Source organism: Vicinamibacteria bacterium (assembly GCA_035570235.1).
GTDB lineage: Bacteria > Acidobacteriota > Vicinamibacteria > Fen-336 > Fen-336 > DATMML01.
In genome coordinates this window covers 82,272-97,142 of sequence record DATMML010000103.1, presented here as the reverse complement: position 1 = coordinate 97,142, position 14,871 = coordinate 82,272, and the positions used below count along the sequence as shown (strand labels likewise).

At 70.3% G+C, this 14,871-nt stretch carries 16 protein-coding genes; 12 read left to right on the top strand and 4 right to left on the bottom strand.

Annotated elements, in window-relative coordinates:
• From xerC to VN461_19370, 4 genes are all read left to right on the top strand, one after another.
• On the top strand, nt 1-885 hold the full coding sequence (gene xerC / locus VN461_19385; GenBank protein HXB56935.1) for a tyrosine recombinase XerC: 885 nt from the start codon (nt 1-3) through the stop codon (nt 883-885).
• 66 nt (nt 886-951) lie between these two features.
• Nucleotides 952-1,542: a sigma-70 family RNA polymerase sigma factor gene (locus VN461_19380; protein ID HXB56934.1), complete on the top strand. Its 591-nt coding sequence runs from the start codon at nt 952-954 to the stop codon at nt 1,540-1,542.
• A gap of 19 nt (nt 1,543-1,561) precedes the next feature.
• A complete protein-coding gene (locus tag VN461_19375) occupies nt 1,562-2,215 on the top strand; it encodes a zf-HC2 domain-containing protein (GenBank protein HXB56933.1) in 654 nt (217 codons plus the stop codon).
• Nucleotides 2,215-3,081, top strand: coding sequence for a hypothetical protein (locus tag VN461_19370; protein HXB56932.1), 867 nt, complete (start codon nt 2,215-2,217; stop codon nt 3,079-3,081). The genes VN461_19375 and VN461_19370 overlap by 1 nt, the downstream gene beginning before the upstream one ends.
• Here VN461_19370 and VN461_19365 read toward each other — a convergent pair.
• Nucleotides 3,078-3,446, bottom strand: a complete 369-nt coding sequence (locus VN461_19365; GenBank protein HXB56931.1) for a hypothetical protein — start codon at nt 3,444-3,446, stop codon at nt 3,078-3,080. The two genes, VN461_19370 and VN461_19365, sit on opposite strands and share 4 nt — an antisense overlap.
• A 97-nt stretch (nt 3,447-3,543) precedes the next feature.
• Here VN461_19365 and hslV point away from each other — a divergent pair, with 97 nt between their 5' ends.
• From hslV to VN461_19350, 3 genes are read left to right on the top strand one after another with little or no spacing between them, the layout of a single operon-like run.
• Nucleotides 3,544-4,086 (top strand): ATP-dependent protease subunit HslV, encoded by a 543-nt coding sequence (gene hslV, locus VN461_19360; protein ID HXB56930.1) that lies wholly within the window; start codon nt 3,544-3,546, stop codon nt 4,084-4,086.
• Nucleotides 4,087-5,490, top strand: a complete 1,404-nt coding sequence (hslU, locus tag VN461_19355; protein HXB56929.1) for an ATP-dependent protease ATPase subunit HslU — start codon at nt 4,087-4,089, stop codon at nt 5,488-5,490.
• A gap of 13 nt (nt 5,491-5,503) precedes the next feature.
• The gene (locus VN461_19350) at nt 5,504-6,700 is read left to right on the top strand and encodes a fibronectin type III domain-containing protein (GenBank protein ID HXB56928.1); all 1,197 of its coding nucleotides are present in this window, start codon (nt 5,504-5,506) and stop codon (nt 6,698-6,700) included.
• A gap of 109 nt (nt 6,701-6,809) precedes the next feature.
• On the opposite strand, the gene VN461_19345 is transcribed toward VN461_19350, so the two are convergent.
• The 3 genes from VN461_19345 to VN461_19335 all read right to left on the bottom strand — a co-directional run bounded on the left by VN461_19345 (nt 6,810) and on the right by VN461_19335 (nt 9,884).
• Entirely contained in the window at nt 6,810-8,432 is a 1,623-nt protein-coding gene (locus VN461_19345; GenBank protein ID HXB56927.1) for an amidohydrolase, read from the bottom strand.
• 65 nt (nt 8,433-8,497) lie between these two features.
• Complete coding sequence (locus VN461_19340; protein HXB56926.1) at nt 8,498-9,298, bottom strand: hypothetical protein; 801 nt, start codon at nt 9,296-9,298, stop codon at nt 8,498-8,500.
• A gap of 118 nt (nt 9,299-9,416) precedes the next feature.
• Complete coding sequence (locus VN461_19335) at nt 9,417-9,884, bottom strand: hypothetical protein (GenBank protein ID HXB56925.1); 468 nt, start codon at nt 9,882-9,884, stop codon at nt 9,417-9,419.
• A gap of 481 nt (nt 9,885-10,365) precedes the next feature.
• On the opposite strand from VN461_19335, the gene fsa reads away from it, so the two are divergent.
• From fsa to VN461_19310, 5 genes are read left to right on the top strand one after another with little or no spacing between them, the layout of a single operon-like run.
• On the top strand, nt 10,366-11,034 hold the full coding sequence (gene fsa, locus VN461_19330; GenBank protein ID HXB56924.1) for a fructose-6-phosphate aldolase: 669 nt from the start codon (nt 10,366-10,368) through the stop codon (nt 11,032-11,034).
• Between the two features lie 3 nt (nt 11,035-11,037).
• On the top strand, nt 11,038-11,253 hold the full coding sequence (locus tag VN461_19325; GenBank protein HXB56923.1) for a zinc ribbon domain-containing protein: 216 nt from the start codon (nt 11,038-11,040) through the stop codon (nt 11,251-11,253).
• 52 nt (nt 11,254-11,305) lie between these two features.
• Nucleotides 11,306-12,847, top strand: a complete 1,542-nt coding sequence (locus tag VN461_19320) for an acyl-CoA carboxylase subunit beta (GenBank protein HXB56922.1) — start codon at nt 11,306-11,308, stop codon at nt 12,845-12,847.
• Nucleotides 12,844-14,358, top strand: coding sequence for an acetyl-CoA carboxylase biotin carboxylase subunit (locus VN461_19315; protein ID HXB56921.1), 1,515 nt, complete (start codon nt 12,844-12,846; stop codon nt 14,356-14,358). The genes VN461_19320 and VN461_19315 overlap by 4 nt, the downstream gene beginning before the upstream one ends.
• A gap of 10 nt (nt 14,359-14,368) precedes the next feature.
• On the top strand, nt 14,369-14,860 hold the full coding sequence (locus VN461_19310) for a biotin/lipoyl-containing protein (GenBank protein ID HXB56920.1): 492 nt from the start codon (nt 14,369-14,371) through the stop codon (nt 14,858-14,860).
• The last annotated feature ends 11 nt before the right edge of the window (nt 14,861-14,871 follow it).

The following is a 14,871-nucleotide window of genomic DNA, read 5'->3' as shown; positions in this document are numbered from 1 at the left end:
ATGCAGCGAGCGGTGGCCGCGTTCCTCCGGCACCTTGAGGACGAGCGAAACGCCTCCCCCCACACCGTCCGCGCCTACGGGGAGGATCTCAAACAGTTCCGCGCCCACCTGCGGGCGGCCGTGGGGAGGGAGGCCCACCCGCGAGACGTCGATCACCTCCTCATACGCTCCTTCCTGGCCCACCTCCATGAGCGGGGGGTCAAGAAGGCGACCGCGGCCCGGAAGCTGGCCAGCCTGCGGACCTTCTTCCGCTTCCTCTGCCGCGAGGGGACGGTGGAGCGGAACCCGGCCCGGGCCCTGCTGTCGCCCCGCACCGAGCGTCGGATCCCCGCCCACCTCGAGGAAGCGGAGGTGGCCGCGTTCCTGGACCTGCCCGGAGTGACCGACGGGGCGCTCAGGAACCGCGCCATCTTGGAGCTCCTCTATGCCACCGGGATCCGATGCGCCGAGCTCGTGGGCCTGGACCTGGGCGAGGTGGATCTCGACGCGCGGCTGGTCCGAGTCCTGGGAAAGGGGAGAAAGGAGCGGGTCGTCCCGTTCGGCACCGTCGCCCGGGCCGCTCTCATGGCCTACCTGCCCGCCCGCTCGCGCGCCCAGCCACGGACCGACGCCCTCTTCGTCAACCTCCGCGGGGGGCGATTGACAGATAGAAGTATTCGTATGATCTTCAGCAGGCGGCTGGGGGAGACGGCCCTGGCAAAGAAGATGAGCCCCCACACGCTCCGCCACAGCTTCGCGACCCATCTCTTGGAGCGGGGCGCGGATCTGCGTACGATTCAAGAGCTTCTGGGGCATAGCAGCCTCTCGACCACCCAGAGATACACCCATGTGGATGCTCGACATATACTGCAGATTTACAGAGAGCATCATCCGCGAGCATCCTGAATCTGTCTATAGACAGAATATTGGACTCTTACCAGCCACACCGCGTCCTATCTGATGCGGAGGGACATGGGGCGCACCGATGAAGCGCTGGTGGAAGCGTGTCTGGCCGGGGAGTGGTCTGCGTTCGATGAGCTGCTGGTGCGATGGGAGAGGAAGATTCGAGGCGCTATCTACAGGCTGGTGGGTTCGGAAGAAGAGGCCCGCGACCTGTGCCAGGAGGCCTTCCTTAAGGCTTACCGCGGCCTCGGAACCTTCAAGAAGGAGGCCCGCTTCTCCTCCTGGCTCTACCAGATCGCCCTCAACCTCTGCCGGGACCGGGTCCGTCGACGAAAGGGAAGGACGCTCGTGAGCCTCGATGAGTTGGAGGAGGGCGGGGAATCGCTCCCCGAGGCCCGGCCGAGCGCGCTCGATCTGCTTCAGAGGCGAGAGGTGTGCCGGACGGTGGCGGCGGCGGTGGCGGCGCTGCCCGAGGAGCAGCGCGAGGTGATCGTGCTCAAGGAGTACCAAGAGCTCACGTTCCTCGAGATTTCGCAGGTCCTCGACGTGCCGCTGTCGACGGTGAAGACACGGCTCTACCGCGGGCTCGGACAGCTCCGGCAGAGGCTCGAGCACCAGGGCCTGCGGGGCACGACGCCCCTGCCCGCCCCCACGCCCTAAAGGACGAGGAGAGACGGCTATGGAATGCAGCGTTCTTCGTGACGAGAGGTTGGACGTGCTCTACGGGGAGGCTGACCCCGCCACCCGCGAGCGCGTGGAGGAGCATCTGGCGGCTTGCTCCACCTGCCGCGAGGAGATGGCGGCCCTGCGCGGCCTTCGCGGGCAGCTCGCGGCCTGGGAGGTTCCGGAGGGTCTGCGGAAGACCGTGCGGCCCCGCTCCGCCCCCTCCCGGTTCCTGGCCGCGGCCGCCGTCCTCCTCCTGGCCGTGGGCGCGGCCTTCGGCCTCTCCGGCTCCGAGGTGCGCTACGAGAAGGGCCAGCTCGCCATCCGCCTGGGGAGCGGAGACCGGGATCTGCGGCGGCTGCTCGCCGAGCAGGACGCCCGCCACCACGAAGAGATCCAGGCCCTGCAGGCCACGCTCTCGGCCGCCCCGCGTGCCGAGCCGGCGGTCCTGCCCCAGGTCGAGGAGATGATCCAGAAGAGCGAGTTGCGTCAGGGGGAGCTCCTGCGCGCGAGCCTGGAGGACTGGACCGCGAAGAAGGAAGCCCAGCGCCGGTACGATATGGCCCGTATCAGCGCGGGCCTCTCCTATCTGGACGGCAAGAACGGACAGCAAGTGGCCCGCACCACCGAGCTCATGGGCTACGTGCTTGAGGCCGCACAGAAGAGGTGATGACCATGCCCTGGCGTCTTGCCCCCGCCGCCGCCCTGGCGACGGCGCTCCTTGTCCTTCCCGCGCGGGCCTTCGCTCAGGCGACCCCCGATCCGCGCGCCGACCTCCAGGCCGTGCAGTCCGCTCTCGTAGGGGCGGTGGCCAAGGTGAGCCGAAGCGGGACGAGCCTCGTCTTGGGGGGAGATTCTTGCCGGGCCTACCACCTCAAAGGCATGGGCGCGGTCTTCATCCTCGCCCCCCGCGCCCTCCCCGAGGAAGGGCGCGTCTTCATCATGCGGGGGCGGGCGCAGACGGGGGTGGCGCGGCTCCGCCAAGAGCAGCGACGGCTGCAGCGTGAGGCCCAGAGTCTCGCCCAGCAAGGCCGCACCGACGAAGCCGAGCTGCGGGAGCAAGACGTGAAGACTATGGTGGAGCAGGCGGAAGACCTGCAGCGTCAGGCGGAGCGTGACCGACAGAAGGCCGAGCACGACCTCGAGGAGTTCACGCAGGAGATCCAGATCCGGTTGGGGCCGCCCCCCGCCCCTTCGCCGCCCTCCGGTCCCGTCCCCCCGCCCATCCCGCCCCCCTGGCGCTTCTGGTTCGAGTCCGAGGGCCCGGAGGACACCCGCGGCCCCGGGCAGGTCATCTCCGATGTCCGCGCCGCCGTCACCAGCGCGCTCGAAGGCCAGGGTCACAGCCTGCGGATCGTGCGCCCGGAGGAGTCCGTGGTGGTGGCGGTGGACTTCGTCCCCGGGTCCCCTTTCGTGATCGCGCGTCCGCTGCGGACCCTGGTGGTGCGCGTGCGCAAGAAGGAGCTGGACGACCGGGCCGCGGGCAAGATCGCGCCCGAGGAGCTGCACCGTCGGATCGAGTACGTCGAGTATTAGGCCCGGCGGCGGCAGAGCAGGGCCAGGGTGGCGAGGGCCAGGGTCCCGTCCGTGGCCGCGAAGAGGAGGAAGGCGGCGGGCGAGCCCTCCGTGAAGTGGTCGAGCACGAAGAGGGCGGCCCCCAACCCCTTGGCCAGGACACCCGCCACCCAGAAGTAGCCGCGCCGCGCCTCGGGGTCCCGGGCCGCCCAGAAGTAGCCCACGGCGAGGGTCAGGGTGAAGATGCCGTTGAGCTGGGCGTTGAGGAGGGGCACGGGAGGAGGCGCACCGAAGAGCTCGGCCAGACGGGGTGCCGCCACCAGCATGGGCAGGGCGAGCGCGAGGTCGTAGAGTCCGGAGACGAGCGCCAGCGACTTCAGGCCCACCCACGACCTCCCGGGGGATCAGGGCCCCCCGCTTCGTTGACCCGCCCCGACGCCCCCCCCTATACTAAGCTTTTCGGTCCGTACCCGAGCCCTCCCCATGAACAGCGACACCACCCCCCACGGGACCACGATCCTGGCCGTGCGCGTGAAGGGCAGCTGCGCGATCGCGGGCGACGGTCAGGTCACGCTGGGCCAAACGGTGGTGAAGCACACGGCCCGCAAGATCCGCCGCCTCCACAACGGCCAGGTCCTGGCCGGCTTCGCGGGCTCGACCGCCGACGCCATGGCCCTCTTCGCAAAGTTCGAGGCCAAGATCGAGGAGTTCCGGGGCAGCCTGGAGCGGGCCACGGTGGAGCTGGCCAAGGACTGGCGGACGGACCGCGTCCTGCGGAGGCTGGAGGCCTTCCTGGTGGTGGCCGACCGGGACTCCTCTTTCCTCCTCTCGGGAGCGGGGGACGTGATCACCCCCGACGACGGACTGATCGCGGTGGGGAGCGGCGGCCCCTTCGCCCTCGCCGCCGCCCGCGCCCTCGCCCGCCACACAGAGATGGACGCCGCCCGCCTCGCCCTCGAGGCCATGAAGATCGCGGCCGGCATCTGCATCTACACCAACGACTCCATCCTGGTGGAGAGCCTCTAGATGCCCATCCGCCTCCCGGCCGCCAGCGAGGAGCTGCGAACCCTCGATGCCCTCTCCCCCCGCGAGATCGTGGCCGAGCTGGACCGCCACGTGGTGGGACAGGCCGCGGCCAAGCGCGCGGTGGCCATCGCACTCCGCAACCGGATGCGCCGGCAGCGCCTGCCCCCGGAGGTGGCGGCGGAGATCACGCCCAAGAACATCCTCATGATCGGGCCCACGGGGGTGGGGAAGACGGAGATCGCCCGCCGCCTGGCCCGTCTCTCCGGGAGCCCGTTCCTGAAGGTGGAGGCCTCCAAGTTCACGGAAGTGGGATACGTGGGCCGCGACGTGGATTCCATCGTCCGCGACCTCACGGAGGCGGCGGTGGACCTGGTGCGCCGCGAGAAACTGGCGGAGGTTCGGGAGAAGGCGGAAGCCCAGACCGAGGACCGCCTCCTCGACCTCCTCCTGCCGCCCCCGCGGTCTCCCTCCCCGCCCGAGACCCCGGAGGCGGCGCAGGCGGCCAGCCGCGCCCGCGACTCCTTCCGCGCCACCCGCGAGAAGCTCCGGGCCCAGCTCCGGGCCGGACAGCTCGAGGAGCGCACGGTGGAAATCGAGGTCCAGGACCGGAGCTTCCCCACCTTCCAGATCCTCTCCAACCAGGGCGTGGAGGAAATGGACATCAACGTCAAGGATCTGCTCCCGGGCCTCTTTGGCGGCAAAACCCGGCGGCGGGCGCTACCCCTCGGGGAGGCGCGGGACGTGCTTCGCCAGGAAGAGGAGAGCCGGCTCGTGGACGCCGAGCACGTGGCCCGGCTGGCCGTGGAGCGGGTTCAGGCCGCGGGCATCGTCTTCCTGGACGAGATCGACAAGATCGCGGGCCGCGAGGGGGGCGCCGGCCCCGACGTGTCCCGCGAGGGCGTGCAGCGCGACATCCTGCCCATCGTGGAGGGCACCACCATCTCCACCAAGTACGGAGCCGTGCGCACCGACCACATCCTCTTCATCGCCGCGGGCGCCTTCCACGTGAGCAAGCCCACGGACCTCATCCCCGAGCTGCAGGGCCGCTTCCCCATCCGGGTGGAGCTCACCCCCCTGGGCGAGGAAGACCTGGTGCGCATCCTGACCGAGCCCAAGAGCGCCCTCGTCGAGCAGTATCGCGCCCTCCTCTCCACCGAGGAGGTCGACCTCCGCTTCACGGACGAGGCCGTCCGGGAGATGGCCCGCTTCGCGATGGAGGTGAACGAGGCCACGGAGAACATCGGGGCCCGCCGTCTGGCCACGATCCTGGAAACCGTGCTGGACGAGGTCTCGTTCGAGGGCGGGGGGCGGGGCGCCCGCACGGTCGTGATCGATGCTCCCGAGGTGCGCCGCAAGCTGGAGCCGCTGGTCAAGGACCAGGACCTGAGCCGGTTCATCCTATAGGTACGCTCCCCCGATGCGCTCCCGCGGCCCGCAACGGCGTATCCGCCTTTCCCTCGCTCTGCTCGCTCTCTTCCTTCCCTCCTGCGGAAAGAGAGGGAATCCCCTCCCGCCCCTGCGCCGGGTCCCGCCGCCCGTCACCAGCGTTCACCTCGCCCAGCGCGGCGACCAGCTAGAGCTCACCTACGCGGCGCCGCGGGCGGCCACCGACGGCGGGCCCCTACCCGTCCTCCAATTGGAGATCCTGCGGGCCGACGCCCCCGGCGATCTGGAGAAGGTCAGCGTTCGCCATCGGCGGTCGGCCGCCCCGGGGGAAACGCTGGTGGAGGTCGGTCCCTTACCCGCGCCCGAGACCACCGTGCGCGCGACGGTGCGGGCCATCGTGCGGGGGCGTCCATCGGTGCGGGGTGCGATCGCGACCCTCACCGTCCAGCCCATACCGGCCGCCCCCAAGGCGCTCACCGCCACTCTGACGGGGGAAGGAGTGGCCCTCGCGTGGCGCGGGCCGAAGCCGGTCGTCCAGCCGCGGCCCTCGCCGTCGCCCGTGGCGCCGCCCCCGGGCGCGCCCCCGACGTTGCCGCGGCCCTCGCCCTCACCCGTGGCGTCCCTTCCGGCCACACCCCCCGCCTCCCCCCCGGCTGCTCCTCCCCTCACCTCGCCCAGCCCCGCCGGCTCGGCCGCCCCCGCCCCGTCCCCGAGCCCCCCGCCCACGCCGCCCCCGTTTGCGGGCGGCTTCTGGGTGTACCGTCGGGCGAGCGACGGGGCCTATGGCCGTCCCCTCTTCCCGCTTCCCACGGAGGCCCGCGAGTTCCTCGACGCCGCCCCCCCCATGGATCAGACCGCGTGCTACGTGGTGCGGGCGGTGGCGTCCACGGACCCCGTGGCGGAGAGTGCGGCCTCGGAGGAGGTCTGCGTTCTGGTCAAGGACATCACGCCTCCCGCCCCCCCGGTGGGCCTCACCGCTCTCGCCGGGGAGGGCCTGATCGAGCTCACCTGGAGCCCGTCCCCGGAGACGGATCTGGACGTCTATCGCCTGTACCGGTCCACGGGCGGCGCCGAGCCCACCCTTCTCGCGACCGTCCCCGGGGGCCAGACCCGGTTCGAAGACAAGGGCGCCGCGCCGGGGGTTTCCTACCGCTACACCCTGACCGCGGTGGACAAGAGCGGCAACGAGAGCGGCTCCTCGAACCCCGCGGAGGCGAATCGTCCCTGAGGCCCCTCCGTCCCATTCCCGGTGGTCGAACGGGATGTTGTTTCCGTCGCTGCTCTCCTCCCTCGGGAACCCACCCCGCGGGCACGCTCAGGAGCGGGCGGCCGAGGCCTCACGACCGCTCGAAGACGACCCTCCCGTCGAAGATCGTCATGTCCACCCTGACGTCCCGGATGGCCCCGGGCTCGATGGAGAAGATATCGTCGGAGAGCACCACCAGATCTGCCAGCTTCCCGGGCGCGAGCGTTCCCTTGAGCTCTTCCTCCCCGGACGCGTAGGCGCCCTGGTAGGTGCAGGCGCGCACCGCCTCCGCCACGCTCACCTTCTGCTCGGGGACCCAGCCATCGGGGTGCTGCCCGTCGAGCGTCCGCCGCGTGACCGCGGCGTAGATGGTCAGCAGCGGGTTCATGGGCGCGACCGACCAGTCCGACCCGAAGGCCACGACCGCCCCCGCGTCTATCAGCGATCGGAAGGCGTAGGTGAATCGGGCCCGCGCGGCGCCGATGCGCTTGTCGGCCCAGCGACCGTCGTCCAGGCAGTGGTACGGCTGCATGGACGCGATCACGCCGCCCTGGGCAAAGCGCGCGACGTCCGCGGGCCGCAAGTGCTGGGCGTGTTCGATGCGGGGGCGGCGGTCGCGCGGCCCGTTGTCCGCGGCGAGCCGGCGCCAGAGGTCGAGCGCGACGCCGTTGGCACGGTCACCGATCGCATGGAGGGCGATGCGCAGGCCCGCGGCGTCGGCCTCGCGCATGTTGCGGTAGTGCTGCTCCGGGTCGAGAATCTCGTCGCTGGGCGTGCCGCAGGTCCCCGGCGCGTCGGCGTAGGGCTCGTCGAACCAAGCGGTGGTCGAGCCGAGGGAGCCGTCGAGAAAGCTCTTGACGGCGCCGACCCGCAGCATTTCGCCTCCGTCCTCCACCCGGAGGCCGGCCTCGGCCAGTCGCCGCCACTCGGGGAGCGGGAGGTGGGCGGAGACGCGCACCCTGAGCTCCCCCGCGCGAAGCAGGCTCCGATAGGTTCTCACCACCTCGGCCATCGTCTCCGCGCCGTGGGTGCCCAGGACGCCCATGTCCTGCACGCTGGTGACTCCGTTCCGTGAGGCCAGGGCCTGGGCGGCCCGGATCGCCTCGAGCACCCGCTCCCGAGAGGGGATCGGGATCACCCGATCGACGAGGTTCTGGGCGGCGTCCTTGAACACGCCCGTGGGGCGGCCGAGGGCGTCGCGGACGATCTCGCCGCCCGCCACATCCGCCGCTCCCCCATCGACGCCCGCCCGTTTCATGGCGAGGGCGTTGGCGAGCGCCATGTGCCCGTCCAGCCGACTTACAAAGACCGGGTGGTCCGGGGTCGCGTCGTCGATCAGCTCGCGGGTCGGCAGCAGGGGGGGTGTCCAGGCTTCGTGGTCCCAGCTGCCGTGCAGGATCCATTCGCCCCTCGGGCGCGTCTTCGCGAAGGCGGCCAGGCGGTCACTGAGCTCGCGGGCCGAGGTCGCCCCCCGCAGGTCGACGCCGGCGAGGGAGTCGCCGCCCATGTAGAAGTGCACATGGGCATCATTGAAGCCGGGGACCACGCGTTTGCGGCCCGCGTCGATCTTCCGGGTGCGGGGTCCGGCTAGACCGAGGATCGCGGCCGTGGTGTCGACAGCCACGATCCTCGAGCCCGAGATGCCCAGGGCCTCGGCCTCGGGCTGCTTGGGGTCCCCCGTCCAGATCTGCGCGTCAACGATGGCCAGGTCCACGCGGGGATGATACCCGTCGCGGGGTGCGAGGGGCTCGGGAAGCCCGACCCGCGCGCTCTCCCCAATTACGGAGGGATCGTCTGGGGTGGAGTGCCGAAGAAGCCCCCGAAGGCCTTCGGCTCCCGAAGCGCCCGTCCGGTTGTCCCTGACCAGGCCCTGGCATCGGGACATCCCCATCTCGAGGCCGGGGGGGCGGTCCAGGAACGAAGTCCTGACGGACCCAGGGCCACGAGCAGGCACGAGGAATCACCCAGCTCGCCTAGGGGGGGGCGACTCATGAAGTAGGGCGTGTCCTCCGCATCGTAGGCAAAGACCCAAGGCGGCAGGTAGGCGTTCCCGGGCGGCGCTTTGGGGAGGCTCGCCGTGCTCACGGTGCGCAACGCGACGTCGTAGCGCCTGAAGCCCATTTCCTCGCAGCTCACGGCGGACTTCCCGGCCATACACCGAAGAGAGTCGATGAAAGCACCGTCGGGCGGCACGGAGAGCCGGCCATCGCTCCCCAGGAGGTCGGGAATCGGCCGGCTCTCTGCCTCCCCTTCATAAAGGATACGGAGCGGGTCAGATGGTGACGGAGAGAACAGAACCGCGGTGTCCCGGCGAAGCCTCATGACGCAACCGAAGCTCCCGTGCGCCACCTCCCTCCACCCCCATGTCGAGCGTATGCGGTAAGACTGGGTCGGCCCGGGGCCGAAGGAAACGATGCCCTTCACCACCGGCTGCTTGGCCCGGATCTGGAACCAGGAGTTCACGGCGATCTCGCGGCTCTCACTGCACGCCCCGCTGGAAAGGGCGAGCAACAGAGCGGCGCCAAGGGGGCTCCTTGGGATCGCCGTCCGGGAGACCAGGATGGTCTTCTCCCCGGACATCACAGGCGGGATCCGGGCCGCTCGACCTTGGGGACCTCCGCCGAGAACCCCTTGTCCCCCCGGAACAGCACCCGACAGGCCCCGGTCGTCGCCCGCCACGTGCCCAACTGCCGCTTTCTCAGTGAACAGCGACTTCCCGCACCGTTTCCGGAAGGGGTGTCGCGGAGGAAACGTACCCGACCCCGCCCGGTTTGCTGGCCACGAAGGCGATGACATCCTCGTTGGAGGGCTTGGTGAGGGGTGGCCGCTTGCCGGTTGAAGACACGGTCTGCAGCCAGTAGACCCTCACCGCTTCCACCGACATGCCGAGGAGCTGCTCGCAGAACGCGCGACGGACGGGAGACGTGCCGGAGAGGTCCACGGCCACGATGGGAACGCCATCGCTCCAGCGCTGGACCTTTCCGAGATAGATCTGGGCCAAAACGTCTCGGGCGATACTTCGTCCACTGGCCTTCGCATTCACGATAACCCGGAAGGCGCCGTGCGGATCGCTCGGTTGCGCCTCCAGCCTGGCCGCCAAAGCGAGGCCGAGGATGAGGACGCGCAGGGTTAAAACCGCGCTCTTGGAGCTGACTCTGGTCGGCATGACACGCATAGCTTAGCAAGAGGGCTGCCAGGCGCGCTCGCGAAGCACGATAAGGACTTCCGGGGACGTGCTTCCGCCCCTGTCCGGGACGGAGGATGCCTGGTCCGGAAAGCAGGATGCCTCTCGGCCCCGATGGAACCCTCGAATGGGGGGAATCCGAGTCGCAAGAGCAGGGAGAAGCGGGCGGGTGCCGGGCTCTGCCGGCCCACCGCGCGGAGCCTCCTCCGCCGCCTCCGCGGTCCGCCCGTCGCCCCGGCGGGGGCCGTCGCCCCTCTCCCTCTCACCGGGGGGCGGTCCATGGCGCAAGTATGGTGTTTGCAGCACTTGGGCGGCGACTCGCGTGCCTGCGGCGCGATGATTGGGGATATCATCTCCTTGAGACACACGGGCCTTGAGTCCGTGCCCTTAGTGTCCGTGGCGAGCTTTGGGGGGACGGGTAGAGCCCCCGCCATTTGTTTGGGACCTAATTCTTGAGGAAGCCATGAAGATTTTTCTGGATACCGCGAACCTCAAAGAGATCCGCGAAGCCGTGACCCTGGGCGTGATCGACGGCATCACCACAAATCCAAGCCTCCTGGCCAAGGAGAGCGGGGAACCCGAGGAGATCCTGCTCGAGATCTGCAAGACCGTGGACGGGCCGATCTCCGCCGAGGTGGTGGCCACCGACGCGGAGGGGATGGTGCGGGAAGGCCGGCACTGGGCCAAGCTCCACAAGAACATCGTGGTCAAATGCCCCTGCATCCCCGAGGGGCTGAAGGCCACCCGGGCCCTCACCGCCGAGGGCCACCGGGTCAACATGACCCTGATCTTCTCTCCTACCCAGGCCCTGCTGGCGGCCAAGGCGGGGGCCCGCTTCGTCTCTCCTTTCGTGGGCCGGCTGGACGATGTGGCCACCCCCGGCATGGAGCTGGTGGGGGATATCCTCACGATCTTCGGCAACTACCGCTTCGAGTGCGAGGTCCTGGCCGCCAGCCTCCGCCACCCCATGCACGTGGTGGAGGCCGCCAAGATGGGGGCCCACATCGGCACCATGCCCATGAGCGTCTTCTCCTCCCTCCTCAAGCACCCCTTGACCGACGTCGGCCTGAAGCGCTTCCTCGAGGACTGGGAGAAGGCCAAGAAGGAGATGGGCAGCAAGGTCGCGAGGTAGGCCATGCCCATCTACGAGTACATCTGCGCCCAGTGTGCCCACCACTTCGAGACCTACGTGCGGGCCTGGGGCCAGGCCGTGAGCTGCCCCGCCTGCCACAACGACGCGGTCGAGAAACAACTCTCGAGCTTCGCCTTCACGGGCGGCGGGGGGGGCTCCTCCGGCGGGGGCGGCGGCTGCGGGTGTGGCCGGGGGGGCTGTGGGTGCCGGGCCTCGTGAGCCCGGGCGTGCGGCCGGCCCGCCCCGCGCGTGGCCCCGGGCGGGGATGCTGATGGACCGGCTGGCCGAGCTTCGGGAAAGGGTCCGCCGCGCCGAGGAAGGGGGCGGTCCCGAGCGGCGAGAGCGCCAGCACGCGGAGGGGAAGCTGACCGCCCGCGAGCGGGTGGAGCTGCTCCTCGACCCCGGCTCCTTCGAGGAGCTGGACAAGCTGGTGGAGCACCGCTGCCTCGACTTCGGGATGGCCGATCAGAAGGTGCCCGGGGACGGGGTCATCTCCGGCTATGGCCGCATCGAGGGCCGGCCGGTCTTCGTCTTCGCCCAGGACTTCACCGTCTTCGGGGGCAGCCTCTCCGAGACCAACGCGAAGAAGATCTGCAAGGTGATGGACCTGGCCCTAAAGACGGGGGCCCCCGTGGTCGGGCTCAACGACTCCGGGGGCGCGCGCATCCAGGAGGGCGTGGCCTCGCTCGGCGGCTACGCCGACATCTTCCTCCGCAACACCCTGGCCTCGGGGGTGATCCCCCAGATCTCCGCCATCCTGGGCCCCTGCGCGGGGGGGGCCGTCTACAGCCCCGCCATCACCGACTTCAACGTGATGGTGAAGGACACCTCCTACATGTTCGTGACTGGCCCCGACGTGATCAAGACCGTCACCCACGAGGAGGTGAGCAAGGAGGACCTGGGCGGGGCCATGACCCACAATGCGCGCTCGGGGGTGGCCCACTTCGCGGTGGACGACGACCGGGCGTGCCTCGGCCTCATCCGCGAGCTGCTCTCCTACCTCCCCTCCAACAACCTCGAGCCGGCCCCCGCGCACGCTACCGAGGACCCCTCCGAGCGCGAGGATCCCGCCCTCGACACCCTGATTCCCCCGGAGGCGAACAAGCCCTACGACATCAAGAAGCTCATCACCGCCGTGACCGACGAGGGCCGCTTCCTGGAGGTGCACGCCCACTTCGCCCAGAACATCGTGGTGGGGTTCGGCCGCTTCGGGGGCCGCAGCGTGGGGATCGTGGCCAACCAGCCCGCGGTGCTGGCCGGCTGCCTGGACATCGACGCCTCCGTCAAGGGCGCGCGCTTCGTGCGCTTCTGCGACGCTTTCAACATCCCCCTCGTGACCTTCGAGGACGTGCCCGGCTTCCTGCCCGGCACCGCCCAGGAGTTCGGGGGGATCATCCGGCACGGGGCCAAGCTGCTCTTCGCTTTCGCGGAGGCCACCGTGCCCAAGATCACCGTCGTCACCCGCAAGGCCTACGGCGGGGCCTACTGCGTGATGGCCAGCAAGCACATCCGCACGGACCTGAACCTGGCCTACCCCACGGCCGAGATCGCGGTCATGGGGCCGGAGGGGGCGGTGAACGTGCTCTATCGCCGCGAGCTCGGCAAGGCCAGCGACCCCGAGGCCCTCCGCGCCCAGAAGGTCCAGGAGTTTCGCGAGAAGTTCGCGAACCCCTACGCGGCCGCGGACCGGGGCTTCATCGACGAAGTGATCGAGCCTCGGCAGACCCGCCTCAAGATCATCACCGGCCTCGAGATGGCCAAGACCAAGCGCGACCAGAATCCGCCCAAGAAACACGGCAACATCCCCCTGTGAAGCCTCCGTTCAAGAAGATCCTGGTCGCCAACCGCGGGGAGATCGCGGTCAGGGTGATCCGGGCCTGCCGGGAGATGGGCATCGCGAGCGTGGCTGTCTACTCCGAGGCCGATCGCGCCGCCCTCCACGTCCAGCGGGCGGACGAGGCCCACCCGGTGGGCGGAGCCCCGTCGCGGGAGTCCTACCTGCGGGGGGAGCGGGTGCTGGAGGCGGCGCGGAAGACGGGGGCGGAGGCCATCCATCCCGGCTACGGCTTCCTGGCCGAGAACGCGGCCTTCGCCCGCGCCTGCGAGGAGGCCGGCCTCGTTTTCATCGGGCCCCGCAGCGAGACCATTGCCCTCATGGGCGAGAAGACCTCGGCCCGCCGCGCGGCGAAGGAGGCGGGGGTGCCGGTGGTTCCGGGGACGCTCACCCCTATCCCCGACGACGCCACCATCCGGGCGGAGGCGGCCAAGATCGGCTTCCCCGTCATGCTGAAGGCGGCGGCGGGGGGCGGGGGCAAGGGCTTGCGCCTGGTGGAGAGGGAGGCCGACCTCAGCGCGGCCGCCGCCCGCGCCCGCAGCGAGGCCAAGAACGCCTTCGGAGACGACGCCCTCTACCTTGAGAAGGCCATCCTCAAGCCCCGGCACATCGAGATCCAGATCCTGGCCGACCACCACGGCAACGCCGTTCACCTCTTCGAGCGGGAGTGCTCCATCCAGCGGCGCCACCAGAAGGTGATCGAGGAGAGCCCCTCCCCCTTCGTCACCCCCGAGCTGCGGGCGCGGATGGGAGAGCTGGCGGTGGCCCTGGTGAGGCGGGTCGGCTACCGCAACGCCGGGACGATCGAGTTCCTGGTAGACGCGGACCGCAACCCCTTTTTCCTGGAGATGAACACCCGCCTTCAGGTCGAGCACCCGGTGACGGAGATGGTGACGGGCGAGGACCTGGTGAAGCTCCAGATCCGCGTGGCGGCCGGGGAGCGTCTTCCCTTCCGGCAGGAGGACCTGAGACAGCGCGGACACGCGATCGAGTGCCGGGTCTACGCCGAGGATCCGGACGCGGGCTTCCTGCCCAGCCCGGGGCGGATTCTCGGACTGCGGGTGCCCGGCGGCCCCGGGGTGCGCGACGACTCCGGGATCTACGAGGGGTACGAGGTGCCCATCCACTACGACCCCCTTCTCTCCAAGCTCGTGGCCCACGGGAGCGACCGCGAGGACGCGCTTGCGCGAATGCGAAGGGCCCTCTCCGAGTACAAGATCCTGGGCCCCAAGACCACCCTGCCGTTCTTCGAGCGCGTTCTGCGGCACCCGGCTTTCTTGGCCGGGGACTTCGACACCTCCTTCGTGCAGACGGCCTTCGCGGGAGCCGGCCGGGAGCCCGCGCGCGCCTCCGAGCTGGCGGTGGTGGCCGCCGCCATCCGCGCTTTTCGGGACCGCCAGGCCGGCCGCGCGCCCGCGGGGGACGGGCGGGGCGGGCCCTCGAGCTGGTGGCAGGCCGGCCTGCGCGAGGCGCAGCGGGGCCCCCGGTGAGTGCATCCTCATGATGTTCGAGGCCGCGGTGGACGGCCGCACCCTGCGGGTGGAGGTGCGAGGCAAGAGCGGGCGCTACACGGTGATCCTCGATGGCCGTCCGCTCGAGGTGGACCTCGAGGAGACGGGGCGCCACTTCCTGAGCCTGCTCGTCGACGGGCGCAGCTACGAGGTCGGCCTTCTGACCACGCCTCGGGGGTACACCGTGGTTCTCGACCACGAGGTTGTGGAGGTTGAGCTCCTGGCCGCGGGCCGGGTGGCTCTCCCCGGGGCCAGAGCCGAGGCCGGTCCCGTGCGCGTCACCGCGCCCATGCCCGGCAAGCTAGTGCGGCTGCTGGTCGAGGCTGGCCAGGCGGTCGAGGCGGGGCAGGGTCTGGTGGTGGTGGAGGCCATGAAGATGGAAAACGAGCTCCGGGCGACCCGGGCGGGGCGGGTGAAGGAGCTCCTGGTGCGCGAGGGCCAAGCGGTGGAGACCGGGGCCCTGCTCGTCGTCGTGGAGTGAAGGCGGGGGTG